23 protein-coding genes and 4 tRNA genes are annotated in these 25,859 nt (G+C 48.3%); 10 read left to right on the forward strand and 17 right to left on the reverse strand.

Translation table 11 applies throughout. The annotated features are described in order from the left end of the window. Nucleotides 1–148 precede the first annotated feature (148 nt). The gene (leuA, locus tag XMM383_RS02380; RefSeq protein ID WP_173481003.1) at nt 149–1,816 is read right to left on the reverse strand and encodes a 2-isopropylmalate synthase; all 1,668 of its coding nucleotides are present in this window, start codon (nt 1,814–1,816) and stop codon (nt 149–151) included. Nucleotides 1,817–1,982: 166 nt separating this feature from the next. On the opposite strand from leuA, the gene XMM383_RS02385 reads away from it, so the two are divergent. The 5 genes from XMM383_RS02385 to kdsA all read left to right on the forward strand — a co-directional run bounded on the left by XMM383_RS02385 (nt 1,983) and on the right by kdsA (nt 6,506). Continuing rightward, nucleotides 1,983–2,441, forward strand: a complete 459-nt coding sequence (locus XMM383_RS02385; RefSeq protein ID WP_173481004.1) for an Lrp/AsnC family transcriptional regulator — start codon at nt 1,983–1,985, stop codon at nt 2,439–2,441. A gap of 47 nt (nt 2,442–2,488) precedes the next feature. Then, nucleotides 2,489–3,451 (forward strand): MBL fold metallo-hydrolase, encoded by a 963-nt coding sequence (locus tag XMM383_RS02390; protein ID WP_173481005.1) that lies wholly within the window; start codon nt 2,489–2,491, stop codon nt 3,449–3,451. After that, nucleotides 3,448–5,181: a DEAD/DEAH box helicase gene (locus XMM383_RS02395; RefSeq protein WP_173494462.1), complete on the forward strand. Its 1,734-nt coding sequence runs from the start codon at nt 3,448–3,450 to the stop codon at nt 5,179–5,181. Before XMM383_RS02390 ends, XMM383_RS02395 begins: the two co-directional genes overlap by 4 nt. Before the next feature lie 75 nt (nt 5,182–5,256). After that, nucleotides 5,257–5,463 carry a DUF2788 domain-containing protein gene (locus XMM383_RS02400; RefSeq protein ID WP_173481007.1) on the forward strand — a complete coding sequence of 69 codons (207 nt, stop codon included), beginning with the start codon at nt 5,257–5,259 and terminating at the stop codon, nt 5,461–5,463. 191 nt (nt 5,464–5,654) lie between these two features. After that, nucleotides 5,655–6,506 (forward strand): 3-deoxy-8-phosphooctulonate synthase, encoded by an 852-nt coding sequence (kdsA, locus tag XMM383_RS02405; protein ID WP_173483998.1) that lies wholly within the window; start codon nt 5,655–5,657, stop codon nt 6,504–6,506. A 208-nt stretch (nt 6,507–6,714) separates the two neighbouring features. Here the strand turns inward: kdsA and XMM383_RS02410 are convergent, their stop codons facing one another. Continuing rightward, the gene (locus XMM383_RS02410) at nt 6,715–7,182 is read right to left on the reverse strand and encodes a tetratricopeptide repeat protein (protein WP_173489228.1); all 468 of its coding nucleotides are present in this window, start codon (nt 7,180–7,182) and stop codon (nt 6,715–6,717) included. A gap of 87 nt (nt 7,183–7,269) precedes the next feature. Next, nucleotides 7,270–8,556 (reverse strand): tryptophan--tRNA ligase, encoded by a 1,287-nt coding sequence (locus XMM383_RS02415; RefSeq protein ID WP_173494463.1) that lies wholly within the window; start codon nt 8,554–8,556, stop codon nt 7,270–7,272. Between the two features lie 136 nt (nt 8,557–8,692). On the opposite strand from XMM383_RS02415, the gene XMM383_RS02420 reads away from it, so the two are divergent. Further along, nucleotides 8,693–8,962, forward strand: a complete 270-nt coding sequence (locus XMM383_RS02420; protein WP_173481012.1) for a hypothetical protein — start codon at nt 8,693–8,695, stop codon at nt 8,960–8,962. A gap of 48 nt (nt 8,963–9,010) precedes the next feature. Next, on the forward strand, nt 9,011–9,787 hold the full coding sequence (gene yaaA, locus XMM383_RS02425; RefSeq protein WP_173489226.1) for a peroxide stress protein YaaA: 777 nt from the start codon (nt 9,011–9,013) through the stop codon (nt 9,785–9,787). Between the two features lie 146 nt (nt 9,788–9,933). On the opposite strand, the gene clpX is transcribed toward yaaA, so the two are convergent. The 10 genes from clpX to XMM383_RS02475 all read right to left on the reverse strand — a co-directional run bounded on the left by clpX (nt 9,934) and on the right by XMM383_RS02475 (nt 18,348). Further along, entirely contained in the window at nt 9,934–11,205 is a 1,272-nt protein-coding gene (gene clpX / locus XMM383_RS02430; RefSeq protein ID WP_173489225.1) for an ATP-dependent Clp protease ATP-binding subunit ClpX, read from the reverse strand. 19 nt (nt 11,206–11,224) lie between these two features. After that, complete coding sequence (locus XMM383_RS02435) at nt 11,225–11,890, reverse strand: ATP-dependent Clp protease proteolytic subunit (protein ID WP_173483693.1); 666 nt, start codon at nt 11,888–11,890, stop codon at nt 11,225–11,227. Nucleotides 11,891–12,003: 113 nt separating this feature from the next. Next, nucleotides 12,004–13,308: a trigger factor gene (tig, locus tag XMM383_RS02440; RefSeq protein WP_173483692.1), complete on the reverse strand. Its 1,305-nt coding sequence runs from the start codon at nt 13,306–13,308 to the stop codon at nt 12,004–12,006. Nucleotides 13,309–13,529: 221 nt separating this feature from the next. Next, nucleotides 13,530–13,614: transfer RNA gene (locus tag XMM383_RS02445), tRNA-Leu, on the reverse strand. A 54-nt stretch (nt 13,615–13,668) separates the two neighbouring features. Then, a tRNA-Leu gene (locus tag XMM383_RS02450) sits at nt 13,669–13,753 on the reverse strand. A gap of 25 nt (nt 13,754–13,778) precedes the next feature. Further along, nucleotides 13,779–13,854: transfer RNA gene (locus tag XMM383_RS02455), tRNA-His, on the reverse strand. Nucleotides 13,855–13,881: 27 nt separating this feature from the next. Continuing rightward, nucleotides 13,882–13,958 (reverse strand) — tRNA-Arg (locus XMM383_RS02460). A gap of 421 nt (nt 13,959–14,379) precedes the next feature. Further along, nucleotides 14,380–15,765, reverse strand: a complete 1,386-nt coding sequence (gene cysS, locus XMM383_RS02465) for a cysteine--tRNA ligase (protein WP_173484003.1) — start codon at nt 15,763–15,765, stop codon at nt 14,380–14,382. A 12-nt stretch (nt 15,766–15,777) separates the two neighbouring features. Beyond that, entirely contained in the window at nt 15,778–16,671 is an 894-nt protein-coding gene (locus XMM383_RS02470) for a hypothetical protein (RefSeq protein ID WP_173494464.1), read from the reverse strand. Next, nucleotides 16,672–18,348, reverse strand: a complete 1,677-nt coding sequence (locus XMM383_RS02475) for a glutamine--tRNA ligase/YqeY domain fusion protein (protein ID WP_173494465.1) — start codon at nt 18,346–18,348, stop codon at nt 16,672–16,674. 130 nt (nt 18,349–18,478) lie between these two features. Between XMM383_RS02475 and XMM383_RS02480 the strand changes: the two genes are divergently transcribed. Both XMM383_RS02480 and XMM383_RS02485 read left to right on the forward strand, forming a co-directional pair. Beyond that, a complete protein-coding gene (locus tag XMM383_RS02480; RefSeq protein ID WP_173483688.1) occupies nt 18,479–18,973 on the forward strand; it encodes a peptidylprolyl isomerase in 495 nt (164 codons plus the stop codon). Nucleotides 18,974–18,975: 2 nt separating this feature from the next. After that, nucleotides 18,976–19,716: a UDP-2,3-diacylglucosamine diphosphatase gene (locus XMM383_RS02485; RefSeq protein ID WP_173489220.1), complete on the forward strand. Its 741-nt coding sequence runs from the start codon at nt 18,976–18,978 to the stop codon at nt 19,714–19,716. On the opposite strand, the gene XMM383_RS02490 is transcribed toward XMM383_RS02485, so the two are convergent. Then, nucleotides 19,713–20,327 carry a tRNA-(ms[2]io[6]A)-hydroxylase gene (locus tag XMM383_RS02490; RefSeq protein ID WP_371731436.1) on the reverse strand — a complete coding sequence of 205 codons (615 nt, stop codon included), beginning with the start codon at nt 20,325–20,327 and terminating at the stop codon, nt 19,713–19,715. The genes XMM383_RS02485 and XMM383_RS02490 overlap by 4 nt on opposite strands. A gap of 301 nt (nt 20,328–20,628) precedes the next feature. Between XMM383_RS02490 and acnB the strand changes: the two genes are divergently transcribed. Beyond that, the gene (gene acnB / locus XMM383_RS02495; RefSeq protein WP_173494466.1) at nt 20,629–23,226 is read left to right on the forward strand and encodes a bifunctional aconitate hydratase 2/2-methylisocitrate dehydratase; all 2,598 of its coding nucleotides are present in this window, start codon (nt 20,629–20,631) and stop codon (nt 23,224–23,226) included. Between the two features lie 296 nt (nt 23,227–23,522). Here acnB and XMM383_RS02500 read toward each other — a convergent pair whose 3' ends face one another. The 3 genes from XMM383_RS02500 to nrdB all read right to left on the reverse strand — a co-directional run bounded on the left by XMM383_RS02500 (nt 23,523) and on the right by nrdB (nt 25,848). Continuing rightward, nucleotides 23,523–24,068, reverse strand: a complete 546-nt coding sequence (locus XMM383_RS02500) for a DUF1415 domain-containing protein (protein WP_173484008.1) — start codon at nt 24,066–24,068, stop codon at nt 23,523–23,525. A gap of 355 nt (nt 24,069–24,423) precedes the next feature. Continuing rightward, nucleotides 24,424–24,702, reverse strand: a complete 279-nt coding sequence (yfaE, locus tag XMM383_RS02505) for a class I ribonucleotide reductase maintenance protein YfaE (protein ID WP_173481025.1) — start codon at nt 24,700–24,702, stop codon at nt 24,424–24,426. A 15-nt stretch (nt 24,703–24,717) separates the two neighbouring features. Continuing rightward, entirely contained in the window at nt 24,718–25,848 is a 1,131-nt protein-coding gene (gene nrdB, locus XMM383_RS02510) for a class Ia ribonucleoside-diphosphate reductase subunit beta (RefSeq protein WP_173483685.1), read from the reverse strand. Nucleotides 25,849–25,859: the final 11 nt, after the last annotated feature.

A 25,859-nucleotide genomic window follows, 5' to 3' on the forward strand; every position in this document is an offset into this window, starting at 1 on the left:
GAAAGTTTCAATTAAGGCCAATATTCTACTCCTTCAGCCTATTTCATGACACTTTTTGATAGATTGATTGAAAATAAAAAGGCCAGTACACATTTCACAATGCGAACCGGCCTTATCAATTAACGGATTAAATCAGTTGTTAGCGTCACTAAGCCGCTAGTTGTACAGCGACCTCTGATCGGTTGATGGCCGAGATCAGTGCCTTTAGAGAAGCCCCTAAACTGTCTGTATCAAAGGCCATACCGACGACACGCTGACCATCAACATTGATTAAGAAGTAAGCTGCTGCCAATGCATCGGTGCCACTACCGACCGCATGTTCAGAGTAGTCGATGACGTTGACTGCCTGCCCAGTCAACGAGGCCCAACCATCAAGGAAAGAGGAGATTACCCCTTCCCCCTGACCGATCAGTTCACGATCTTGGCCGTTGATCGATACTGTCGCTTTGAACTGCTCGTTTTGCTGACGATCAATGGAGAAGCCTTGCAACGCTACTGGCTCAGCCGATTTAATAAAGTTCGCTTTAAGGATCTCAAAAATCGCATCACTGCCCATTTCCGAAGCACTCTCTTCTGAAGCTTTTTGAACCAGCGGAGCCAATTCAGTCTGCATCCAGCGCGGCAGAGTAATGCCATAATCACGTTCAAGTACAAAGGACATACCGCCCTTGCCTGATTGACTGTTAACGCGAATAACCGCTTGGTAATCACGGCCAATATCCTTTGGGTCGATTGGCAAGTAAGCCACCTGCCAGTGCTCATCCTCACCCTGTCGGTGCAAACATTTCTGTATAGCGTCCTGATGGCTACCCGAAAAGGCCGTGTAGACCAACTCTCCAATCCAAGGATGACGGGGACTAACCGGCAAGCGCGTACACTCAGTAAAGGTGGTAATAATCTCATCCGGATTAGACAGATCCATTTTAGGATCAACGCCTTGGCTGTATAAGTTCATCGCCATTGTGACCAAATCCATGTTACCGGTACGCTCGCCATTGCCTAGCAACGTCCCTTCCACACGATCAGCACCGGCCAAAACTGCCAGCTCAGCAGCCGCCACAGCACATCCTCGGTCATTATGAGTGTGAACTGAGATAATCGCGCCAGCACGATTCTTCATATGGGTACAGAAGTACTCAATCTGATCGGCAAAAATGTTGGGCGTCGACTCCTCTACCGTTGACGGTAGATTGATAATGCAGCGGTTCTCAGCCGTTGGCTGCCAAACATCCATTACCGCATCACAGACCTCGATCGCATAGTCGATCTCAGTTCCGGTAAAACTCTCTGGTGAATACTGGAAGGTCCAATCAACTTCTGGGTAATCTTTGGCACCCTCCATGACCCACCGCGCACCCTGTGTCGCAATCGCTTTGATACCCTCGCGATCCTGATTGAATACGCGCTCACGCTGAATCGTACTGGTTGAATTGTAGACGTGAACCACCGCACTTTTAACACCACGAAGCGCTTCATAGGTACGGTCGATCAGCTCTTTACGGGCCTGAACCAGTACCTGAATCGTCACGTCATCAGGAATCTCACCGTTGTCGATCAACCAGCGAACAAAATCGTAGTCCGGCTGACTCGCTGACGGGAAGCCCACCTCAATCTCTTTTAGACCAATCTTCACCAACAGACGCCATAGACGCTGCTTCTGTTCTACGGTCATCGGTTCAAGTAGCGCCTGATTACCGTCACGCAGATCCACCGACGCCCAAATCGGCGCGTGGGTGATTGTGTTGTTAGGCCAAGTACGATTCTCAATTTGAATCTGTGGAGCTGGCTGATAGCGGCGGTAATCGAAGTTAGACATACAATCCTCAACAGTGGCTTCGAGTTAATTCATTGCTGCACAGTTTACTGGGGTTACGGAGGTGAATGATTGCGAATTAACTAAGAAATAGATGAATTTATTATCATTAATTGCTATAAATTAATTAATTAAGCAATTTTATTCTAATTTTTTGCGGATTGTAGAAATGGATCGTTACGATAAGGCTATTCTTCAGCAGCTTCAGCTAGATGGACGCATCTCAAACCAAGAGTTAGCGGATAAGGTCGGTCTCTCACCCTCCCCCTGCTTACGCCGTGTCAGAGCCCTTGAAGAGAGCGGCATCATTAGCGGCTATCGCGCCAACTTGGATGCCAAAAAATTGGGGTTAACGCTTACCGCAATCATTATGATTTCGATGGATCGCCACACCCCAGAGCGTTTCGCCAACTTTGATAAGGTCATTAATGATCTACCAGAGGTATTAGAGTGCTTGCTGATTACCGGTCAGGATGCTGACTACCAACTCAAAGTGGTGGTGCATGACATGGAAGATTTTCAACGCTTATTGCTCGAAAAGATCACCCGCATAGAGGGCGTGACCGGCGTGCATTCGAGTTTTGTCATGCGCAATGTTAAGAGTGAATCGGCACTACCCGTTCGATAAAAGCGTGTTATATTTCTGGTCTATAAAAACAGAACAAGGTGTGTGCTATGCCGTTAAAAGCCCTCTCTTTAAGTGTGTCAATTCTCACAAGCCTAGTGTCGACCTCAGCCTTTGCTGTGACGCCCGATGATAAGTACAAAGAGTCCCTACTCTACGATAAACCCGTCAAAGTCGCCGATGATGTCTACTCGGCCATCGGGCAGTTGAAGTTTTACACCTATGAGAATGCCGGCCACAACAATAACCTTAGCTTCGTGATTGGCGATGAGTCAGTCCTGGTGGTGAATGGTTCAAGTACTTACCTATTAGCCAAAGCCCTACATGATGAGATCAAACAACTGACCGACAAACCGGTTAAATACGTCGTTGATGAAAATGGCCAATCCCATGCCGCTCTAGGAAATAACTACTGGAAAGAGCAAGGGGCAACCATTATTGCCCACGTCGATGCCGAAGAGGAGATTCAAGAACAGGGATTTCGCGGTCTAGAGATGCTCAAAGAGACACTTAAAGAGCGCATCAATGGCACCGAATTGACCGAGATCGATCAAACCTTTGAAGAGAGCATGACGCTAGATCTTGGGGGCATCACGGCCGAACTTATGCACCTTGGCCCAGCCCACTCAAAAGGGGACATCAGTGTTGTGATTCCTGAGCGCAACGTCATGATTGCCGGCGATATCGCGTTTCACCAACGCATGCTGCCCGTCTTTCCAGAGACCAATACGGCTGAATGGATAGAGACTTGGGTGAATGAGTTTACACCGATAGCACAGGATATGATCATTGTTCCGGGTCACGGAGAGCCCACTAACTTTGCCGAGGTCGATCGATATACTCGCGGTTACCTTGAGTACGTTCGGGGTAAGATCGGAGAGTTGATTGATGAGGGCGGCACACTCGATGACGCCTACAAAATTGACCAAACACCCTACCTTCATCTAGAGACAGCCGATGAGCTAGCGGGCAAAAACGCGGGGCGCATCTTTGAAGCGATGGAGTGGGAGTGACACAGCGCTTTACTCTTCGCCCCTATCAACAACAGGCGGTTGATGCGACGCTGACGCACTTCCGCCAAACCTCCGAGAGCGCCGTACTGGTGCTCCCTACCGGAGCCGGTAAAAGCCTAATCATTGCCGAGCTAGCCCGCCTAGCAAAGCGTAAAATATTGGTGGTCACTCACGTTCAAGAACTGGTCGAACAGAATGCTTCCAAATATGCGGCATTAGGGCTGACACCGGGTATCTACTCGGCGGGACTAAAGCAGCGTGACACTGAACATCAAGTGGTGTTTGCCTCGATCCAATCAATCGCCAGAAATCTCGATCAGTTTGATCATCAGTACTCATTGATCATTATTGATGAGTGCCACCGTGTCTCTGATAACGACGAATCGCTCTATCAACAACTGATCAGCCAGATTAAGAAGAGTAATCCATCGCTAAAGGTATTAGGACTCACTGCCACCCCCTATCGTTTAGGCCATGGCTGGATATACCATCGGGATTACCGTGGTTTTTTCCGCCAATCAGAGAGCACCATTTTCCAACACTGCATCTATGATCTGCCGATGCGCAACCTGATCAAACAGGGGTTCTTAACGGAGCCTAAGCTGATCAATGCAGCGACCGCACACTACGACTTCTCAGCACTGACACCCTCACCTAACGGACTGTTTGCAGAGCGGGAGGTCAATGAACTGCTGGCTAAATACCCCAGAGTCACTGAAGCCATTTGTGAGCAGGTCGTGGAACTTGCTAACGATCGGCAAGGCGTCATGTTGTTTGCGGCCAGTGTTAAGCACGCAAAAGAGATATTGGACTACCTCCCTAAAGGGGAAGCGGAGCTGGTGATAGCCGATACCGATGCTAAGCAACGTACAGAGATCATCAACCGCTTTAAACAGCGGCAGTTTAAATACCTCGTTAACGTTGCGGTACTGACCACCGGTTTTGATGCACCACATGTCGATCTAATTGCGATTCTTCGCCCCACTCAATCAGTCAGTCTGTTCCAACAGATGGTCGGTCGCGGCTTACGACTGAGTGAAGGTAAAAAAGAGTGTTTAGTCATCGACTACGCCAACAACGGAATCGATCTATTCGACCCTGAAGTCGGCGTACCCAAGCCAGCACCTGATACCGAGCCGGTACAGGTGTTCTGCCCTATCTGCGACTTTGCTAACCTCTTTTGGGGAAGAACCGATCAAGATGGAGCCGTCATTGAGCACTATGGACGCCGCTGCCAAGGTCTCTCTGATGACGGGGAGCAGTGTCAGTTTCGCTTTAAGTTCAAAAGCTGCCCTCATTGCGGCGCTGAAAATGATATCGCGGCACGAAACTGCCAAGGGTGTCATGAGGCTCTGATCGACCCTGATGATCTGATCAAAAAAGCTCTATCACTGAACAGCTGCAAAGTGATTCGCTGTGCGGGACTTAGAGTCAATCAAGAGGATATGGCGATACGAGTGACCTACTATGATGAAGATGCAAACACCCTATCGGAGAAGTTCAACCTCACCAACCCCAAACAAAGGGTGCTGTTTAATCAACTCTTTGGATCACGGGTGAATAGTGGTCAATCACCCACTCTTTTCAATAGCGTGGAATCAGTACTTGAGCTGAGCAGCCCTTTACCCGTACCGGACTTTGTCGTCTCCAGAAAATCGGGTAAGTATTGGCAAGTGACCGAGCGCATCTTTGACTACCAGGGGCGCTATCGTAAAGCGAACCAGCTGTAAAAAACCCTACCTTTTACAGGGTGTTAATTCTTCTCTATTTGCTATGATGCGCGCTCAAATTGAGAGGAGAGAACTATGCGTTTAGCCGAAATGGAAGCGATCATGTTTAACGTCGGTGTCACCGTCTTCGCTCTCTTCATCTTCTTTATCATCTACGATCTTGCTAAAAAATCGAACGCCGGCAAATTCGGTACTTTTATTCTTTTCTTTGCACTCGGCCTAGGCCTTGCTGCCTTTTTAGCAAAATCGATCATCGTTGAGTTTATCGGCGGCTCGATTTAAAGCAATTACCGGATTCACCAGTGACTGGCTTTAGCCTGTCATCTGCTTTATCAGCGTTTTCCAGAAGATTGAATGTAATTCGAAAGCGGATGACAGGCTGAAAGCCAGTCACCGTTGCTAAAGTAGTTACCTTCTACAATATACCGGCTAGTTACTTTATAATCGCGGAATCATTTTTATAAGGAACAACAATGGAACAGCGCAGTATCAAAGTCGGTCAAATCGATGTGAATAACGATAAGCCGATGGTGCTTTTTGGTGGTATGAACGTATTGGAATCGCGTGATTTAGCAATGACCATTGCTGAGCAGTACGTTGAAGTGACGAACAAGCTGAACATTCCTTATGTTTTCAAAGCGAGCTTTGATAAGGCAAACCGTTCCTCTATCAACTCTTTCCGTGGCCCTGGCTTGGATGAGGGTTTGAAGATCCTTCAAGAGGTTAAATCGACCTTTAAGGTACCTGTTATTACCGACGTGCACGAACCCTTCCAGTGTCAGCCTGCCGCTGAAGTTTGTGATGTGATTCAGCTACCTGCATTCCTCTCTCGCCAGACTGATCTTGTGGTCGCTATGGCGAAAACCGGTGCGGTGATTAACATCAAGAAAGCACAGTTTTTAGCTCCTCATGAGATGAAGCACATCTTAACCAAGTGTGAAGAGGCCGGTAACGACCAACTGATTCTGTGTGAGCGCGGCAGCGCCTTTGGTTACAACAACCTAGTGGTCGATATGCTTGGCTTTAGCATCATGAAAGAGTTTGGTTACCCAGTTATCTTCGATGCTACCCATGCACTGCAGATGCCAGGTGGTCGTTCGGATTCAGCCGATGGACGTCGTGCACTGGTAGCACAGCTGTCACGCGCGGGTCTTTCACAGGGTATTGCCGGCCTATTCTTGGAAGCACACCCTAATCCAAATGTTGCGAAGTGCGACGGCCCATGCGCCCTGCCGCTATCCAAGCTAGAGCCTTACCTAGCACAGATGAAAGCGGTGGATGAGTTGGTTAAGTCCTTCCCCGCGTTGGATACGTCGGCGGAGTAACGCGATCCTGTAGGAACGAATTGCCGAAGGCAAACCGTGAACAATTAATTTGGCGGGTTCGTCCATTCGCGGTTTTTCACTTCGTTCAAATTCGCTCCTACAGAGTGCCGGTGACTGGCTTTCAGCCTGTCATCCGCTTTATCAGCATCTTCCAGAATCTACAATGTAATTCGAAAGCAGCTGACAGGCTGAAAGCCAGTCACTGCTGTCAAACCCCGGCATTTTGCCCAAGCTTCGCTTCCCACTGCTGAGCTCTCTCTAAATCAATCTCCCTACCCAGCTCGCCCTTGGTGTAGATATCCACCATTCGCTGAATGGCAACTGGGTGGCCCTGTTCCGCCGCAGCTTTGTAGTGTTCATAGGCTTTATCAGCCAATTTGAAAATCACTGGCGGATACCCAGACTCATAGAGCTTAGCCATTTGGTATTGTGACTTTCCATCACCGCGCTCAGCAGCAGCCTGAATATACAAAGCCCCCTGCTCTTTGCTGGCAGCATCGGCACCGCGAAAGTGCAGAAGAAACCCATAAGTAGAGAGCGCTTTGACGCTACCGCGTTGGGCCCCTACCCTGAAGAGCTTCATCGTCTTATCGTGAATCCATTTAGAGCGACGTGCGAATGGGCTTCTAAATATGGCGTAGGCAGACCAAGCTGCTAAATTACCCAGCAGTGACATCTTCACTCCTATTTTTTCGGTAATAAAAAAGGGATCAATAGTAGATCCCTTTATTAGATTCAGCTCATTGCGAGATATCAAGCTTTTTCATTGTGCCAGCAGATCAGCCCACTCAGCTTTGAGTGCTTCGAGCTCGTTTTCCGCTTTCTGCTTCGCTTTTTTCTTAAGGCTTGCAACCTCATCTGTTTTCGCTGCAACAATCGCTTTAGCTTCTGCTGCAGGATCCTCGGCATTGGCTACCTGATCCAATAGAGGCTGGGCACCACGGAGAATGGCACGACGGCGCCCCTCTTCAATGCGCGCTAACTCTTCTGCTGTAAGCTCTTTCTGCTTGGCTTTCTGCTTTTCAGCCTTAGGTGCTACATAGGTCAACGGACGAATACCGGCCGCGATACGAACCTTTTCAAGCAGTGGAGCCGCTTCTGCACGTGCCTTTTCAGCCCCTTTGTGAAGCTCAGCTTCAACGGCATCAAGATTGTTCATCAGTTCATTGTAACGTGCACGTGGCGCTGACAATTTGGCATCCAGAAACTCAAACAGCTCTCGCTTTGCTTCACCCCAAGCGATGCCATTTTCAAACGCTGATCGCATTGTTGCACTTTCGTCCTTATTGGCGAACAGATTGTAGAGTTGGAAGATGGTGCTGTTATCGGCATCCTTTGGCTCACTGGGCTCACGCAGGTCGGTTTTAATCTGATTGATGAGCTTGCGTAGCTGATCAGTTGGCGCAAACAGAGGAATCGTATTGTCGTAACTCTTCGACATCTTACGACCATCCAAACCGGGGATCAGTTGAGTCTCCTCATCCACCTGAGCTTCTGGAAGTGCGAACAACTCTTCATAGGTATGGTTGAACTTACCAGCGATATCACGCGCCATTTCGATGTGTTGAATCTGATCTTTACCCACCGGAATCTTATGCGCGTTGAACATCAGAATGTCTGCCGCCATTAGAATGGGGTAGCTAAACAGGCCCATGGTGATGCCATCGTCCAGATCCTCTGACCCAGCATCACGGTTAGCATCGACTGAGGCTTTGTAAGCGTGAGCACGGTTCATCAAACCCTTAGAGCACATACAGGTAAGAATCCAAGTGAGTTCTGGAATTTCTGGTATATCGGTCTGACGATAGAAGGTCGCTTTGTCGGTATCCAACCCAAGTGCCAACCAAGTCGCCGCAATTTCGCGTGTTGATTGCGCCACGCGTTCCGGATCGTGACATTTGATCAGTGCATGGTAATCCGCCAAAAAGAAGAACGAATTGGTGTTTGGATTAAGGGTCGCTTCAATCGCAGGTTTAATCGCACCAAGGTAGTTACCAATGTGCGGAGTACCGGTGGTTGTGATACCTGTTAAAACGCGTGTATTGCTCATGGAACACTCAAGAGTCTGTGTGAAAATTAAGGTGCAGATTCTACACAGTTGTGGCTGTAACGCCCACCCCAATCCATTTGCACTTACCGGTTAATGAAGGTTTAATTTAGGAACTGTTAATTTAAGGAATCTTTTGATGGATAGCCAACTTCCGTCCTACATCACTCTGCTAGGCTTTGTAGTGCCTGCTCTAGTCTTTATCATTCGTTTAGACCGATACCAAGCAGCGACTATCGTACACGCACTGTTGATGGCTCTGCTCTGTCTATTTGTTGGCTTCCTGTTCTCTGGGGCCGCCATCAAGTTATTGAGCCTTAGCAACCCCCTACTCACCTCAGGGATGGTGGTTCTTGGATCTACAATTGCCACCCTTGCGAGATTGATCTGGATAAAACGCTTCGCGTAACAGCTATCAAACCCTCTATTTCAAGTACATTATCTGAAGACTGTATCCATGCTACTACTGATATCACCTGCTAAGACTCTCGATTATGAAACACCGGCCAGCACCCAACTGAAAAGTGAGCCGGAGTTTACCGACCGAGCTGAAACGCTGATCAACAACTTGCGTGAATATGCGCCGCAAGATATCGCTGAACTGATGAAGCTCAGCGACAAACTGGCCTCTTTGAACGTAGCGCGTTACCAAAGCTGGGTGAAAGAGCATAATGAGACGAATGCTAAACAGGCGATGTTAGCCTTTAAAGGCGATGTCTATACCGGCTTGGATGCTGATTCGTTCGACGAAGCGGACTACCAATTTGCACAGAACCACCTAAGAATTCTGTCCGGCCTCTATGGTCTCCTAAAACCGATGGATCTGATGCAGCCCTACCGCTTAGAGATGGGCACAAAACTTCAAAACGATGCCGGCAAAAACCTCTACAGCTACTGGGGTTCAACAATTACCGATCGCCTCAATGACGAGTTAGCCAGTGATAAAACACCGGTCGTTGTGAATCTTGCGTCGAACGAGTACTTCAAGTCGGTGCAAGCTAAAGCACTTAATGCTCGCCTTATCAGCCCTGAGTTTAAAGACCTAAAAAACGGTCAATACAAGATCATCAGTTTTTACGCGAAAAAGGCTCGAGGTCTGATGACCCGCTACGCCATCAAGAACCGCATTGAGAATCCAGAGGATCTGAAACAGTTTGATCTAGAGGGTTATGCATTTAATGCGTCGATGAGTGAAGGAGATAAGTGGGTGTTTACGCGGGATCATGCGGAGTAACGGAACAACTTGGTGACTGGCTTTAGCCTGTCATCCGCCTGATCCGCCTCTACAATTTAGATCGAAAGCGGGTGACAGGCTGAAGCCAGTCACCTAACACGGAGTAAAAAAAGACCGCCAATAGGCGGTCTTTTTTATTGATTAGATCAAGCGTCCGGTGACGCTTTATCGAGCTGTTGTGTCTCATACATCAGGATCGGATCGTTCTTATCTTTAATCACACCCTGATCGATCACCACTTTCGAGACACCCTCTAATGAAGGAAGTTCGTACATGGTTTCAAGCAGTTTAGACTCTAGGATTGAACGCAGACCACGCGCACCGGTTTTACGCTCAAGCGCCAACTCAGCCACAGCGAACAGTGCGTCTTCACGGAACTCTAGATCAGCACCTTCCATCTCAAACAGTGCTTGGTACTGCTTAGTCAGGCTGTTTTTAGGTTCAGTCAAAATCTGAATCAATGCCTCTTGATCCAATTCAGAGAGCGTCGCGATCATCGGTAGACGACCAATGAACTCTGGAATCAGACCAAACTTCACTAGATCTTCTGCTTCGACGTCGTGAATACGATCGACACCCTTCTCGTCATCTTTACTACGCACGGTAGCACTGAAGCCGATTGAGCTTCGCTCACTGCGATCGGCAATGATCTTCTCGAGGCCGGCAAAGGCACCACCGACGATAAACAGGATGTTAGAGGTATCTACCTGCAAAAACTCCTGCTGAGGGTGTTTACGGCCACCCTGTGGCGGTACAGAGGCAACGGTACCCTCAATCAGTTTCAGAAGCGCCTGCTGTACGCCCTCACCAGACACATCACGCGTGATCGATGGGTTGTCGGATTTACGCGAGATCTTATCGATCTCATCAATGTAGATAATGCCCTGTTGTGCTTTCTCTACATCGTAGTCACATTTCTGCAGCAACTTCTGAACAATGTTCTCAACGTCTTCACCGACGTAACCCGCTTCAGTCAGCGTCGTCGCGTCAGCCATAGTGAAGGGTACATTCAACATACGCGCTAGCGTCTGCGCCAACAGAGTCTTACCGCTACCCGTTGGGCCGATCAGAAGTATATTGGACTTACTCAGCTCAACGTCACTGTTTTTACCCGTAGCACGTAGGCGTTTGTAGTGGTTATAAACCGCTACTGCCAACACTTTCTTGGCACGCTCTTGACCGATCACATACTCATCAAGATTGTCTTTAATCTGACTTGGCGTAGGGAGCGTTTCGTCATAGTGTGACTCTTCGATCTCCGCCATCTCCTCGGTGATGATGTCGTTACACAGATCGACACACTCATCACAGATGAAGACTGAAGGACCAGCAATCAGCTTGCGTACTTCATCCTGGCTTTTGCCACAGAATGAACAAAATAGCTTGCTGTCGTTCTGATCGTTGTTCTCTTCAGACATGTTAATTCCTCTAAAAAGATTAGCCTTCTCGGCTACTAAGCACTTTGTCAGCTAGACCAAATTCCACCGCCTGTTCGGCTGATAGGAAGGTGTCGTGTTTCATGATTTCGTACAACTCTTCGTACGACTTACCCGCTGTGTTACGTTCAGCGTAGATCTCGGTCAGACGATCGTTAAGGCGCTTAGCCTCTTCCATGTGACGACGAGCATCTTCAAACTCAAGCTCTTGTACATGTACAGAGCCACGTGTACCTGGTGTACCTGAGCTGACACGGTGAATCATTGTACGTGATTCAGGTAGCAAGAAGCGCTTACCTTTGGCGCCGGCCATCGCAAGGAATGAACCCATGCTAGCCGCTTGACCCAATACCATGGTGCTGACATCCGGTTTAATGAACTGCATGGTATCGTAGATTGCCATACCGGCAGTGACCGATCCACCAGGTGAATTGATGTACAAGTGGATATCTTTTTCTGGATTTTCCGCTTCCAAAAAGAGCATCTGTGCGACGATCAGGTTCGCCATGTGATCTTCCACAGGACCGACCATAAAGATTACTCGCTCTTTTAATAGGCGAGAGTAAATATCGTAAGCACGCTCACCACGGGAACTCTGCTCGACAACCATTGGCACCAAGCCACTGTCTGTTACATCAAATGGGCGGCCTGAGTAGATATCTGACATCAATAGTTTTCCTTATTCACGGCACTAATAACCAAAAAACGACAGCCAGCTTTCGCTAACTGCCGTTTTTTATAGGGATCTAAACGAGGTTTAGATCCATTACTCAACAATAATTACTGCTGAGCCGGCTTAAGAGCTTCTTCGTAGCTGACTTTAACTTCCTTCACCTTAGCAGATGCAAGAAGGTGGTCAACAACTTCGTCTTCTAGAGCAAGGCTACGGATCTGATTTAGCATCTGTTCGTTGCCTTTGTAGTAGCTGATCACTTCATCAGCATCGTCGTAGCTCTCTGCGATATCCGCAAGAATCGCATCAACACGCTCGTCAGTCGCTTCAAGGTTACCCGCTTTGATCACTTCTTGTACTAGAAGACCGATCTTAACGCGACGGATTGCCTGCTCTTCGAACAGCTCTTTAGGTAGAGTGTTTGGATCGATTTGAGCCTGGCCACCAAACTGCTGAACCGCTTGCTGACGAAGTACGTTCACTTCATCATCGATCATTGCTGCTGGTGCTTCGATATCGTTCTGAGCGATCAGTGCATCGAATACAGCTGTTTTAGTCTTAGTTTTAAGCGCGTGGTTCATTTCACGAGCCATGTTCTTTTCAACTTCCGCTTTGAATTCAGCTTCGTCTGCAGAAGAGACACCGAACTTAGCGAAGAACTCTTCGTTTAGCTCAGGAAGTTCTGGCTTAGACACTTCGTTAAGCTTCATCTTGAAGGTTGCAGCTTTACCCGCTAGCGCTTCAGACTGGTACTCTTCAGGGAAAGTGACTTCTACGTCGAACTCTTCGCCTTTCTTCTTACCGATGATGCCATCTTCGAAACCAGGGATCATGCTACCAGAACCGATTACTAGGTCTTGGCCTTCTGCTTTACCGCCTTCGAACGCTTCGCCATCTACGAAACCTTCAAAGTCGATGTTAACTTGGAAGCCTTCTTTAACCATGCCGCGAGTCGCTTTAAACGTGCTCTGCTGCTTGCGAAGTGTGTCGATCATGTTCTTAACGTCAGCCGCTTTGATCGATGCTGTTGCTTTCTCAACTTCAACGCCCGCTAGATCTTTTAGTTCGATCTCTGGGTAAACGTCGAATGTCGCAACGTATGCAAAGTCTTCACCTTCTTTATCGGTTTTGAACTCGATAGAAGGAGCGCCTGCTGGCATTAGTGATTCCTGCTGAACAGCTTCGTAGAAAGTCTCTTGTACGACGCGGTTTAGTACTTCGTAACGAATCGCGTCACCGTACATACGCTTAATTACTTTTGCAGGTACTTTACCTGGACGGAAACCGTCCATACGGCGAGTGCGAGCCTGCTGTACAACCTGCTTCTCAACGTCAGTATCGATACGTTCGGCCGGAACAGTCACGGTTAGTTGGCGCTGAAGGCCTGAAGTAGTCTCTACAGAAACTTGCATGGAATTCCTCATTAATTCTTTTGAGAGTGTCAAACTCTTCTGTCATCAAAAATGACGCAGTCCGAGTCATTAAAATCAAGCGCGAAATTTTCCGGTAACTGAGCCCATTAGTCAAGTAAACATGCCAACAGAACTGAAAAAGTTACAAGGTATAGAAAACGAAGATGAGCTTGATAATGTGAGCGATAAAAAAGAGGGAACTTCTAAGGGGTGTTTCCAGATGGTGCGGTCGGAGAGACTCGAACTCTCACACCTTGCGGCACCAGAACCTAAATCTGGCGTGTCTACCAATTCCACCACGACCGCATCTGGATTGTTGCGATTCGGCTGAGCCGAATAGTGTTGCTCATTATAAAAGTATGGTGCGGTCGGAGAGACTCGAACTCTCACACCTTGCGGCACCAGAACCTAAATCTGGCGTGTCTACCAATTCCACCACGACCGCATACTTTTATGATGTACCCAAAAATTGGGGTGGATGATGGGGCTCGAACCCACGACCACCGGAATCACAATCCGGGGCTCTACCAACTGAGCTACACCCACCATTGTGGTACATCTGGACAGGTTGCTTGGCGCGCCCAGCAGGGCTCGAACCTGCAACCTACGGCTTAGAAGGCCGTTGCTCTATCCAATTGAGCTATGGGCGCCTAACGTGCTGCCCGACCTCACAAGTGACTGGATGGAAGTCGTCATCTGCGAGGAGGTGCGTATCCTACGACCTGACCTGCAGGTGGTCAATACCCTGTTTTACTTTTTTAAAGATTTTTTTTCGTTTTGATTAATAGTTGATCAGAAACCGGGGATTTCGGTGCTTTAGCTGGGGTTTCTGGAAGACGGTGAGGTGGCGGATGACAGGCTGAAGACCTATCACCGGTGAATTAACCAAGCTACGGAGTGGCGGTGACTGGCTTTCAGCCTGTCACCGGAGAATTACGTTCGCGGTTTGTCGCTTCGCGCCAATTCGCTCCTACAGTCGAGCTAAGCAAAAAGAGCGTTGCGAAGTCTTACTGTAGGAGCGCTCTGCCTCTAAGGCAGACCGCGATCAAATCGCTCAAGCGGTTTGTACGTTTACCCTTCCCGATACCAGGTCGTACCCTCTGGACCATCCTTAAGAATCACACCCGCAGCAGCCAACTGATCACGAATTTCATCAGAGCGGGCAAAGTCTTTGTTCGCTCTCGCCTCTTTACGCTCAACGATCAACGCTTCCACTTCATCGCCACTGATCTCTCCGGCACCGCCCTGCTGTAGAAAATCTTTAGGGTTTTGCTGCAATAGACCGACAACTCCGGCAAGCGCCTTAATCTGACCTGCCAATTGTGAAGCCGCTGCCTCATCTTTACCTTTCAGGCGGTTTAGCTCACTGGCCATCTCAAACAGCACAGCAAACGCCATTGGAGTATTAAAGTCATCATCCATCGCTGCAAAGAATCGATCGCTGTAGTCATTTGAGGCGATCTCAACTTCAGGTATCTCTACCCCGTCGAGCGCTTGATAGAAACGATCCAGTGCTGAACGGGCCTCTTTAAGACTATCCAGCGAGTAATCGATCGAAGAGCGGTAATGCACACTCGATAAGAAGTAGCGAACCACCTCTGGATTATGCTCTTTAAGCACTTCACGAATCGTAAAGAAGTTACCCAACGACTTGGACATCTTCTCTTTGTTCACTCGCACAGGGCCAGCATGCATCCAATAGTTTACATAGGTCTTGCCATTAGCAGCTTCCGACTGAGCAATCTCATTTTCATGGTGCGGGAAGGGAAGATCAGGTCCGCCACCGTGAATATCAAAGGTTTCACCTAGACAGCATTTAGACATGGCTGAACACTCAATGTGCCAACCTGGACGGCCAGCTCCCCAAGGCGATTCCCAACTGGTCTCACCTGGTTTAGCAGCTTTCCAAAGTACAAAGTCGAGTGGACTCTCTTTTGCTGCCTCAACCTCGACACGAGCACCTGAACGAAGCTCGTCAATCACCTTATTGGTTAGGCGTCCATATGTCTCAAACTTCTCAACCCGGTAGTAGACATCACCGTTGGCCGCTGCATAGGCAAAACCTTTGTCGATAAGGGCTTGGACCATGTCGATAATGTCTTGAATGTGATGGGTTGCACGCGGCTCTTGATCAGGACGCAGTACGCTTAGCGAAGCCTCATCTTCATGCATCGCCGCGATCATACGCTGAGTCAGCTGATCAGGAGTCTCACCGTTCTCAGCTGCGCGCTTTAGAATCTTGTCATCGACATCGGTGATGTTTCGAACATACTCAACATCCCAACCACGCGCCCGTAGGTAACGAGTGATCACATCAAACGAGACCATTACTCGCGCATGACCTATATGACACAGATCGTAGACGGTCACCCCGCAGACATACATGCGGATTTTACCCGCTTCAATCGGGGTGAAGGGCTGCTTTGATTTTGAAAGTGTGTTGTATAGTTGAAACATACTCTATCCGTATTAATGCATTTGAGTTGGCAGCTTAACCTCTGCCAACAACGCGCCACCCAGCGGACTGGTTTCGCGTGAAATCAATAAATGACCTTGGTACCAGTGAATCGCTTCCCACTGCCCCATCTTCGCCAGTGAGTAGCGCACCGCCTGATCAAACTCTGCCTCTCCCTGATACACTGGAACTATCCAGATGAAGGGCTGGGTGACGGCAAAGCCACTGCCATAACCTATAAGCGCTAAACGACGACTCTTTGCGTCATAATCAGCACCGGTAATTAAACCGGCCACATCAAAACTCTGGTGCGAACTTACCGACTGTTGATCAGAGTTTGGATCGACTATATAGAGCCGACTCTTTTGATCTCGCCAATTCTTAGTAAAGAGCCAGTAGTTACCGTCAACCTCTGTGACTGCTTCACAGTCACGATTGTGATCCTGGCGCTCTACCGCTGGCGTGACATCGGCCAATTTCACATTAATGGTATTGGCATCCACCAAGGCTTGGCTCTCCACTAGCTGATCCCAACTGATTGAGTGGAACTGAAACCAGATACGATCACCGCGATTATTTCCGCAATCAGCAATGACCAGCGCCTCACTGGTGGTAATCAGTGACTCCCAATCAAGATTAGCCGCATTCCTTAGGGTAACCTTTTCCACCTTTGTGGCTGAGTCATCCGTTAAATCAAACCCATAAAGGATGGGATCATTACCGCCATCATTAATTGACCATAGGGTCTGATTGTGAAGCGCCAAACCAGAGCCTTCTGGCAAATTTTCGCCTAAGGAGCGAATCGATGTTGGCATCAATCTCAGCTCTGACCAGTGCGCTCGATTCACCGGTGACGATGAACAACCGATCAAGATCAGCAGTGGAAGAGCCAGAGAGATCCAGCGCATCTATTTCGCCATTTTCGCCCAAGAGTCACGAAGACCCACAGTGCGGTTAAAGACTAAGCGATCTGAGTTACTGTCTGGATCAACCGCAAAGAAACCCTGTCGCTCAAACTGATAACGGCTCTCGATTGCCGCATTAGCCATACCAACCTCTACACGTGCATTGGGGAATACCGATAGAGACTCTGGATTGATGAACTCCAAGAAATCGCGCTCTTTATCCCCATCTGGATTCGCTTCAGTAAATAGTCGATCGTAGAGACGCACTTCACAAGGAATTGAGTTGTCTGAACTGACCCAATGAATGACACCCTTAGGCTTGTAATCGGTTGGGTTTTCACCTTTAGTCGCCGGATCATAGGTTACTAATAATTCGGTTACTTCACCCTGCTCATTGGTGATCACCTCTTCACAGGTGACACAGAAAGCGCCACGCAGACGTACGGCAAACCCTGGTGCCAAACGTTTCCACTTCTTAGGCGCTTCCATCGCAAAATCTTCGCGCTCAATCAGAAGGTTCTTAGTAAACGGAATACGACGTACGCCCATCGACTCATCTTTAGGGTGTACAGGCACCTCAAACCACTCCTCTTTACCCTCTTCGTAGTTGGTAATGGTCAGTTTGATGGGATCCGTCACACACATAGCACGAGGTGATTTAGCGTCCAGATCTTCACGAATAGCCGCTTCCAGCATACCCATGTCGACCGTTGAGTTAGAGCGTGTCACGCCGATCATGTCACAGAAATTACGAATTGAATCGGGTGTATAACCGCGACGACGCAAACCAGAGATGGTTGGCATACGCGGATCATCCCAGCCTGAAACGTGCTGCTCATCGACAAGCTGTTTCAGCTTGCGCTTAGAGGTGATGGTGTAGTTCAGATTGAGACGTGCAAATTCATACTGACGGGGTGTTGCCGGTACTGGCAGATTGGCAACAAACCAGTCGTAGAGTGGACGGTGATCTTCAAACTCGAGCGTACAGATCGAGTGTGTAATCTCTTCAATCGCATCCGATTGACCATGTGCGAAGTCGTAGCTCGGATAGATACACCACTTATCACCCGTCTGGTGGTGATGTGCTTTGCGGATACGGTAGATAACCGGATCACGCATGTTCATGTTAGGCGATGCCATATCAATCTTGGCACGCAACGCCGCTTCACCCTCTTCGAAGCCACCATCACGCATCTTTTCAAACAGCGCTAGGTTCTCTTCAGGTGAGCGATCACGGAACGGGCTGTTTTTGCCCGGCTCGGTCAAATTACCGCGGTACTGACGCATCTCTTCGCCATTCAGCTCACAGACAAAGGCTTTGCCCTCTTGAATCAGGTGAACCGCCCAAGCATAGAGTTGATCGAAGTAGTTTGAGGTGTAGCGGATGTCACCATTCCATTTGTAACCCAACCACTCAACATCGCGCGTGATTGCATCGATGTACTCTTGTGACTCTTTCTCTGGGTTGGTGTCATCAAAACGAAGGTTACAGACACCTTGGTACTTCTCAGCCGTACCAAAGTTCAGACAGATCGATTTGGCATGACCAATGTGAAGAAAACCATTGGGCTCTGGTGGGAAACGGGTAACAACCTTACCCTGATGCGTGCCCTGCTCTAGATCCTTTTCAACGATCTGATGAATGAAATTGGTAACGGTAACCGCTTCGTTTTTACTCATAATTCAACTTTGACGTGACTGTAAAATAATAAGCGCGGAATTATATGCCATCCGAACACGTCAATACAGGGCGAAACCTCTATTTGATCTGATATACTTCGCACAAATTTCAACTTAAAGGGAAAAACTGATGATCGTTCTTACGACCAACTTCGGCGAAATCAAAATTGAACTCGATTTTGACAAGGCTCCAAAAACTGCGGCGAACTTCGAACAGTACGTTAAAGAGGGTTTTTACGACGGTGTGATTTTCCACCGCGTCATCAGCAACTTCATGATTCAAGGCGGTGGTTTTGAGCCAGGCATGCACCAGAAAAAAACTCGCGAACCGATTGAGAACGAAGCCGATAACGGTCTAAGCAACGAGATGTACACCGTTGCAATGGCACGCACAATGGACCCACACTCAGCCTCTGCTCAGTTCTTCATCAACGTAGCGGATAACGCCTTCCTTGATCACTCTGGCAAGAACACGCAAGGCTGGGGCTACGCGGTATTTGGTAAAGTTGTTGAGGGCCAAGAGGTAGTCGACAAAATCAAACTGGTACCTACTACTATGAAAGTGGGTCACCAAGACGTACCGGTTGACGATGTCATCATTGAGAAGGCTGAAGTTCAGGCTTAATCTTGAAACGTCTATTCATTTCAGACCTTCACCTGCAAGCGGAGCGACCCGAGATCACTCGGGCGCTTCGTTACTTCCTCTCACATATCGCGCCTTCTAGCGATGAACTCTACCTACTGGGTGATATTTTTGAAGCCTGGATTGGTGACGATTTTGCCGACCCTGTTCTCAAAGAGATTCAACCCTACTTCGAAGCCTTAAGCCGAACGGGTACGAGCATCTATCTCATGCACGGCAACCGTGACTTCCTGTTAGGCAAGAAAAGTGCAAGTAAACTGTCAGCCGAACTACTACCTGAACAGATCAAGATTGAGCTACCCAAACGCGGCACCGCCCTACTGATGCACGGCGATGAACTCTGCATTGATGATGCCGCCTACCAGGCCTTTCGAAACCAGGTGAGAGACCCAAACTGGCAGCAAGGCTTTCTAGCGAAAAGTATTGAGGAACGCCTCGCCATTGCACGCCAAATTCGCGATGAAAGCCAACAGCAAAACAGCAACAAAGAAGATTACATCATGGATGTAAATTTTGGATTTTGCGAAGAATTACTTACAAAAGAAGAGTGTCAGATACTGATCCATGGACACACTCATAGACCCAGCATTCATACCAATATCAATGGTAATGATTCGCTAACCAGGGTTGTTTTGGGTGACTGGAGCTCAAGCGGTTATTATCTTCTGAGTCACAAAAAGGAGTTCACACTCTCTAAGTTTGAACCCCCAGAAGATTTTACTTAATTGAGTGTAGGCTTACCCGAATGAAAGCGGAACAGATCATCTTCTGACTCCACTAACTCTTGCTCTCTCTGGCGGAAAAGTTCAATTCGATCGGTAATCGGCTCACCCGCATAATCTTCAGCCAGTTTTAGATAGTCCTGATAGTGACGGCCCTCAGAGCGCAGCAGTGAGCGATAGAACTTAGCCAACTCTTCATCAAGGTATGGGGCCAATGCGGCGAATCGCTCACAGGAGCGTGCCTCAATAAACGCACCGACAATCAACGTATCGATCAATCGACCCGGCTCTTCACGTCGAACCAACTCATGCAGACCACTGGCGTAACGCGACGCAGAAAGGTTGCCATATTTAAAACCACGCCTGTCCATCAGACCCAACACCTGTTCGAAATGGATCAACTCCTCTCGTGCGAGTCGTGACATCTTATTGAGAAGCTCTGGACGATCGACGTATCGAAACATCAGTGTCATGGCCGTAGAGGCCGCTTTCTTCTCACAGTGAGCGTGGTCGGTCAGTAGCAGAGATTGATGCTTAGGATCTTTGGCCACCTGGATCCACTGATCCGGTGTTTGGCATCCTAAAAAGCTTTGAATCTCGGTTAACGCGTCCACGTCTCTCTCCATATGATTGTTGGGTGGGGCGAATTATAACGATCAGCGCACCCGTCCGGTACCCTCTTAGATATGTTGCGCTGCAGCGATATACTTTTTCTTTTTAAAAAAATAAGAAAAGGTTCTATAAACAGCCGGTTACAAGCCCAAAGTATAAAGGCCTTTTAGCCTTTGGGTGATTAACAGAGAATGGCGACTCCTGTAGAATAACGGCGTTTTTTTAATAACCATTGATATCGGGAAGATATCCTCCTTTCGCCTCACAAGGGTGTTAGGTGTAGCCATTAATGAGGGCCATATCGTGCTTGAAGCTTACCGTAAACACGTTGAAGAACGTGCCGCAGAAGGCGTACCGCCAAAGCCACTAGACGCTGATCAAACCAGCGCACTGGTTGAGCTACTTAAAAACCCACCAGCAGGCGAAGAAGAGTTTCTTCTAGACCTTTTAACTAACCGTGTTCCTGCCGGTGTTGACCAAGCTGCTTACGTGAAAGCAGGTTTCTTGGCGGCGATCGCTAACGGTGAAGCTTCATCTCCTCTAATCAGCAAAGTTGCTGCGGTTGAGCTTCTTGGCACAATGCTAGGTGGTTACAACATCGAGCCAATGATCAAGAGCCTAGATGACGCTGAACTAGCACCTGCTGCTGTTAAAGGTCTATCGCACACACTTCTTATGTTCGATGCGTTCCACGACGTAAAAGAGAAGATGGATGCAGGTAACGCATCAGCTAAACAGGTGATGGAGTCTTGGGCTAACGCTGAGTGGTTCACTAGCAAGCCTGAAGTTGCTGAAAAAATCACAGTGACTGTATTCAAAGTACCTGGCGAAACAAACACTGACGACCTATCACCTGCTCCAGATGCATGGTCACGCCCTGATATTCCACTGCACGCTAACGCGATGCTTAAGATGGAACGTGAAGGCATTAACCCAGAAGTACCTGGTGTTAAAGGTCCTCTAGCTCAGATCGAAGAAGTTAAAGCAAAAGGCTTCCCAGTTGCTTACGTGGGTGACGTTGTTGGTACTGGCTCTTCTCGTAAGTCTGCAACGAACTCAGTTCTATGGTTCTTCGGTGATGATATCCCGAACGTGCCTAACAAACGTGCTGGCGGCTACTGTTTCGGCGGCAAAATCGCTCCTATCTTCTACAACACAATGGAAGATGCTGGCGCACTACCGATCGAGATGCCAGTTGACGACCTAAACATGGGCGACGTGATCGACGTTTACCCATACGAAGGTAAAGTATGTAAGCACGGCACTGATGAAGTGATCTGTGAATTCGGTCTGAAAACTCAGGTTCTTCTAGACGAAGTTCGTGCAGGCGGTCGTATCCCACTGATCATCGGTCGTGGTCTAACGGATAAAGCACGTGAAGCACTCGGTCTAGGTCAAACGGATCTGTTCCGTAAGCCACAACAACCTGCTGACTCTGGCAAAGGTTACACTCTAGCTCAGAAGATGGTTGGTAAAGCATGCGGCATGGACGGTGTTCGTCCAGGCATGTACTGCGAGCCTAAGATGACAACGGTTGGTTCACAGGATACCACTGGTCCAATGACGCGTGACGAGCTTAAGGATCTTGCCTGTCTTGGTTTCTCTGCTGATCTTACTATGCAGTCATTCTGTCACACAGCGGCTTACCCTAAACCAGTAGACGTTAACACTCACCACACGCTTCCTGACTTCATCATGAACCGTGGCGGTGTATCGCTTCGCCCAGGTGACGGTGTTATCCACTCTTGGTTGAACCGCATGCTTCTTCCTGACACTGTGGGTACTGGTGGCGACTCGCACACTCGTTTCCCACTCGGTATCTCTTTCCCTGCAGGTTCTGGTCTAGTTGCATTCGCTGCGGCTACAGGCGTTATGCCTCTGGATATGCCTGAGTCAGTATTGGTTCGTTTCAAAGGCAAACGTAACCCTGGCATCACGCTACGTGACCTTGTACACGCGATCCCTTACTACGCAATCAAAGAGGGTCACCTAACGGTTGCTAAAGCGGGTAAGAAGAACATCTTCTCTGGTCGCGTTCTTGAGATCGAAGGTCTTGAAGAGCTAACAGTTGAACAGGCATTCGAACTATCTGACGCATCTGCAGAGCGTTCTGCAGCAGGCTGTACTATCACTCTAGGTGAAGATTCAGTCGCAGAATACTTGAAGTCGAACATCGTCATGCTTAAGTGGATGATCGCTGAAGGCTACGGTGATGCGCGTACTATCGAACGTCGTATCAAAGGCATGGAAGAGTGGCTAGCTAACCCAAGCCTAATGCGTGCTGATTCTGACGCAGAATACGCTTGTGTGATCGAAATCGATCTAGCGGACATCAAAGAGCCAATCCTTTGTGCTCCAAACGATCCAGACGATGCTCGCCTACTTTCAACAGTACAGGGCGAGAAGATCGATGAAGTATTCATCGGTTCTTGTATGACTAACATCGGTCACTTCCGTGCTGCAGGTAAACTGCTTGAAGCATCAGGTGCCTCAATCCCAACGCGTATGTGGATCGCTCCACCAACGAAGATGGATGCGGCTCAGCTAAGTGACGAAGGTTACTACAACATCTTCGGTAAAGCCGGTGCTCGCATGGAGATGCCTGGATGTTCACTCTGTATGGGTAACCAAGCACGTGTTGCTGCGAAATCGACTGTAGTCTCTACTTCGACTCGTAACTTCCCTAACCGTCTAGGTGATGGCGCCGATGTCTTCCTAGCCTCTGCTGAACTAGCGTCAGTTGCTGCTCTAGAGGGCAAGCTGCCAACGGTTGAAGAGTACATGAGCTACGCTCAGAAGATCGACAGCATGGCAGGTGACATCTACCGTTACCTAAACTTCGATCAGATGGAAAACTACGTAGAGAAAGCCTCTTCTGTGATTCCAACGGTTCAAGCGTAATCGGTTGATTAACGCTTAAAAAACCCGGCTTTTGCCGGGTTTTTTGTTTAACAACGAACCGCTCTGCGGTTGTTTCGCGGTTTACCACTTCGTGGTAATTCGCTCCTACAAACGGAGCATTAAATTGTAGGAGCGAATTGGCGCGCAGCGACAAACCGCGAAATTGTAGGAGCGAATTGGCGCACAGCGACAAACCGCGAAATTAAGATAGCGGATGAGAGGCTGAAAGCCAGTCACCGTCACTCCGTAGCTTGGTTAATTCTCCGGTGTCTGGCTTCAGCCTGACATCCGCCCTATCAGCGTTTTCCAGAGATCAACTCTTGAATCCCCTTCTCTCCCATCTCCCGCAACAGCTCCACATTACGTTCCGGCACCGAGTCGATGTCAGGGTGTGTCTCGACGGCCCAGGCGACGCTCGCTTCGCGAAGCAGATGCATCATGGGATAAGGGGATCGATTGGTATGGTTTGCAGGGTCGATCTCTGCGACACCGTCAAACTGATAATCTGGGTGGAAGCCAGCCACTTGGAAAACGCCCGAATAACCCAGTGCGTCGATCAGTTCATCGACACCGGCCAGATAATCTAAGTAGGCATCAAAGTCTTTCGTAAAGTTGGGGTGGATCAATAGGGTCGTTTCGATACTCTTATCGTTCACTAGTCGCTCTAGCTCTTCGACCAACAGCTGAGTAATCGACTCAATGTCGTCACCGGTGTAGACAAGATAGCGTAACTGATTTTGATCGATGCTTTTCTTGGCAAAGGGGCAGAGATTTAGCCCGACGACCATTTTATCCACCCAATGCTGGGTCGATTTGATTACTTCATTTTCAAAATCAGTCATTTACCAATACTCGTCGAAAATTAGTGGTTAGTTAATTATACCCAAGGGCGAAGTAAGACAGTATTTTGATCTCTCCCTGTCAAGACCAAAAAGTGTTTTTTTCACCGTTTTTATTACTCACAGAATCTGTGGATAACTTGGTGAATAATGTTTGGAAGAAGTGCGCTACTACCGATGAACTGGGGCGTTCAGCAAATTGGTTCAATTTTGAACCGGTAAAAATATATCCTTAAAATTCAATAACTTAAATTATTCAACAGGATTTTATAATTTTTTTAAAATATTTTTGTACTTTTTTCTTATAAAAAACTTGCACTGTGAACAAAAATTATTTCTGTCTCATTTTGGTGCGGATTTAGAGGGGCTGTTCGGCGTCTGGAATTTCGATCTCTATGTGCCCTTTGGGACGACAACAGCAGGTTAAAACCTCTCCTTCTGCACAGTCCACCAGTGCATCCTGAACAGGTTCAACTTCGCCATCTAACAGACGCACCTTACAACATCCACAGTATCCACCGCGGCAGTTGTAAGGTGCAGGTATTTGTTGAGCTTCCAATGCATCAAGCAGTGAAAACTCATACTGGTAGTAGAAGGTGTGATGGTTGCTGACTTTGATGCGTGGGATACCCGACATCGTCAAACCCTCAAATTAAAGGTCAAAGCCTTCGAAATCCTCATCCCCTACTTCGTTGTCGATTTGACCGACCAGGTAGGAGCTGATTTCTGACTCTTGAGGAGCCACTTGGACGTTATCGCTGACCAACCATGAGTTCATCCAAGGCAATGGGTTAGCGCGGTTCTCGAAGATCTCTTCTAGACCCAAAGCTTTCATTCGAACGTTGGTAATGTACTCAACGTAATCACCCAGAATTCGCGCGTTTAGGCCGATCATTGAGCCCTGACTAAAGAGATACTCTGCCCAAGATTTCTCTTGTTCTGCCGCATCACGGAAGAGTTTGATCACTTCCTCTTTCTGCTCAATAGCGATCTGTTTGAAATCAGGATCATCAGCACCCGAGGCCATGATGTTGATCATGTGCTGTGTGCCGGTGAGGTGCAGCGCTTCATCACGTGCAATCAGACGGATAATCTTCGCATTACCCTCCATAACTGCACGCTCTGCAAATGCAAATGAACAGGCGAAGCTAACGTAGAAACGGATCGCTTCCAAAACGTTAACAGATACCAGCGTTAAGTAGAGTTTCGTTTTGATGTTGTAGAGCGTTGCATCGACCAGATTACCGTCGATTGTGTGCTTACCTTCACCATGAATGGTGAAGACATTCACTAGCTCTATCAACTCATCGTAAAGACGCGTCACCGCTTCAGCTCGCTCAACGATCTCTGGGTTGGTCACGATGGTATCAAACACCTTAGACGGTTCAGTCACAATGTTGCGAATGATGTGCGTGTACGAACGGCTGTGAATGGTCTCACTGAACGCCCAAGTTTCAAACCAGGTCTCAAGCTCAGGGATAGAGACGATCGGCAAAAACGCGACGTTTGGCGACCGACCCTGCACTGAATCCAGCAGGGTTTGGTATTTAAGATTGCTCAAGAAGATGTGCTGTTCATGCTCTGGCAATGCCATGAAGTCTTTACGGTCAGTACTTAGATCAACCTCTTCTGGGCGCCAGAAGAAAGAGAGCTGCTTCTCGATCAGCTTTTCAAAGATTGGATATTTCTGTTTGTCGTAACGCGCAACGTTAACACTGCGACCTAGAAACATCGGTTCGCGAGTTGCATCGTGATTACTGGTACTGAATGTAGAGTAAGACATCTGCCCTAACC

Source organism: Marinobacterium sp. xm-m-383 (assembly GCF_013283255.1).
Taxonomy (GTDB): Bacteria; Pseudomonadota; Gammaproteobacteria; order Pseudomonadales; family Balneatricaceae; genus Marinobacterium_E.

Bases quoted from the DNA above. Each gene is read 5' to 3' on its own strand.
- XMM383_RS02420 (WP_173481012.1), top strand. From the start codon at position 8,693: ATGGATAGCCAACTTCCGTCCTACATCACTCTGCTAGGCTTTGTAGTG.
- XMM383_RS02410 (WP_173489228.1), bottom strand. From the start codon at position 7,182: ATGTCACTGCTGGGTAATTTAGCAGCTTGGTCTGCCTACGCCATATTT.
- yfaE (WP_173481025.1), bottom strand. From the start codon at position 24,702: ATGTCGGGTATCCCACGCATCAAAGTCAGCAACCATCACACCTTCTAC.
- leuA (WP_173481003.1), bottom strand. From the start codon at position 1,816: ATGTCTAACTTCGATTACCGCCGCTATCAGCCAGCTCCACAGATTCAA.
- kdsA (WP_173483998.1), top strand. From the start codon at position 5,655: ATGGAACAGCGCAGTATCAAAGTCGGTCAAATCGATGTGAATAACGAT.
- yaaA (WP_173489226.1), top strand. From the start codon at position 9,011: ATGCTACTACTGATATCACCTGCTAAGACTCTCGATTATGAAACACCG.
- XMM383_RS02475 (WP_173494465.1), bottom strand. From the start codon at position 18,348: ATGAGTAAAAACGAAGCGGTTACCGTTACCAATTTCATTCATCAGATC.
- cysS (WP_173484003.1), bottom strand. From the start codon at position 15,765: ATGTTTCAACTATACAACACACTTTCAAAATCAAAGCAGCCCTTCACC.
- XMM383_RS02385 (WP_173481004.1), top strand. From the start codon at position 1,983: ATGGATCGTTACGATAAGGCTATTCTTCAGCAGCTTCAGCTAGATGGA.
- XMM383_RS02480 (WP_173483688.1), top strand. From the start codon at position 18,479: ATGATCGTTCTTACGACCAACTTCGGCGAAATCAAAATTGAACTCGAT.
- XMM383_RS02415 (WP_173494463.1), bottom strand. From the start codon at position 8,556: ATGAGCAATACACGCGTTTTAACAGGTATCACAACCACCGGTACTCCG.
- XMM383_RS02500 (WP_173484008.1), bottom strand. From the start codon at position 24,068: ATGACTGATTTTGAAAATGAAGTAATCAAATCGACCCAGCATTGGGTG.
- tig (WP_173483692.1), bottom strand. From the start codon at position 13,308: ATGCAAGTTTCTGTAGAGACTACTTCAGGCCTTCAGCGCCAACTAACC.
- XMM383_RS02470 (WP_173494464.1), bottom strand. From the start codon at position 16,671: ATGCGCTGGATCTCTCTGGCTCTTCCACTGCTGATCTTGATCGGTTGT.
- XMM383_RS02400 (WP_173481007.1), top strand. From the start codon at position 5,257: ATGCGTTTAGCCGAAATGGAAGCGATCATGTTTAACGTCGGTGTCACC.
- clpX (WP_173489225.1), bottom strand. From the start codon at position 11,205: ATGTCTGAAGAGAACAACGATCAGAACGACAGCAAGCTATTTTGTTCA.
- XMM383_RS02390 (WP_173481005.1), top strand. From the start codon at position 2,489: ATGCCGTTAAAAGCCCTCTCTTTAAGTGTGTCAATTCTCACAAGCCTA.
- nrdB (WP_173483685.1), bottom strand. From the start codon at position 25,848: ATGTCTTACTCTACATTCAGTACCAGTAATCACGATGCAACTCGCGAA.
- XMM383_RS02435 (WP_173483693.1), bottom strand. From the start codon at position 11,890: ATGTCAGATATCTACTCAGGCCGCCCATTTGATGTAACAGACAGTGGC.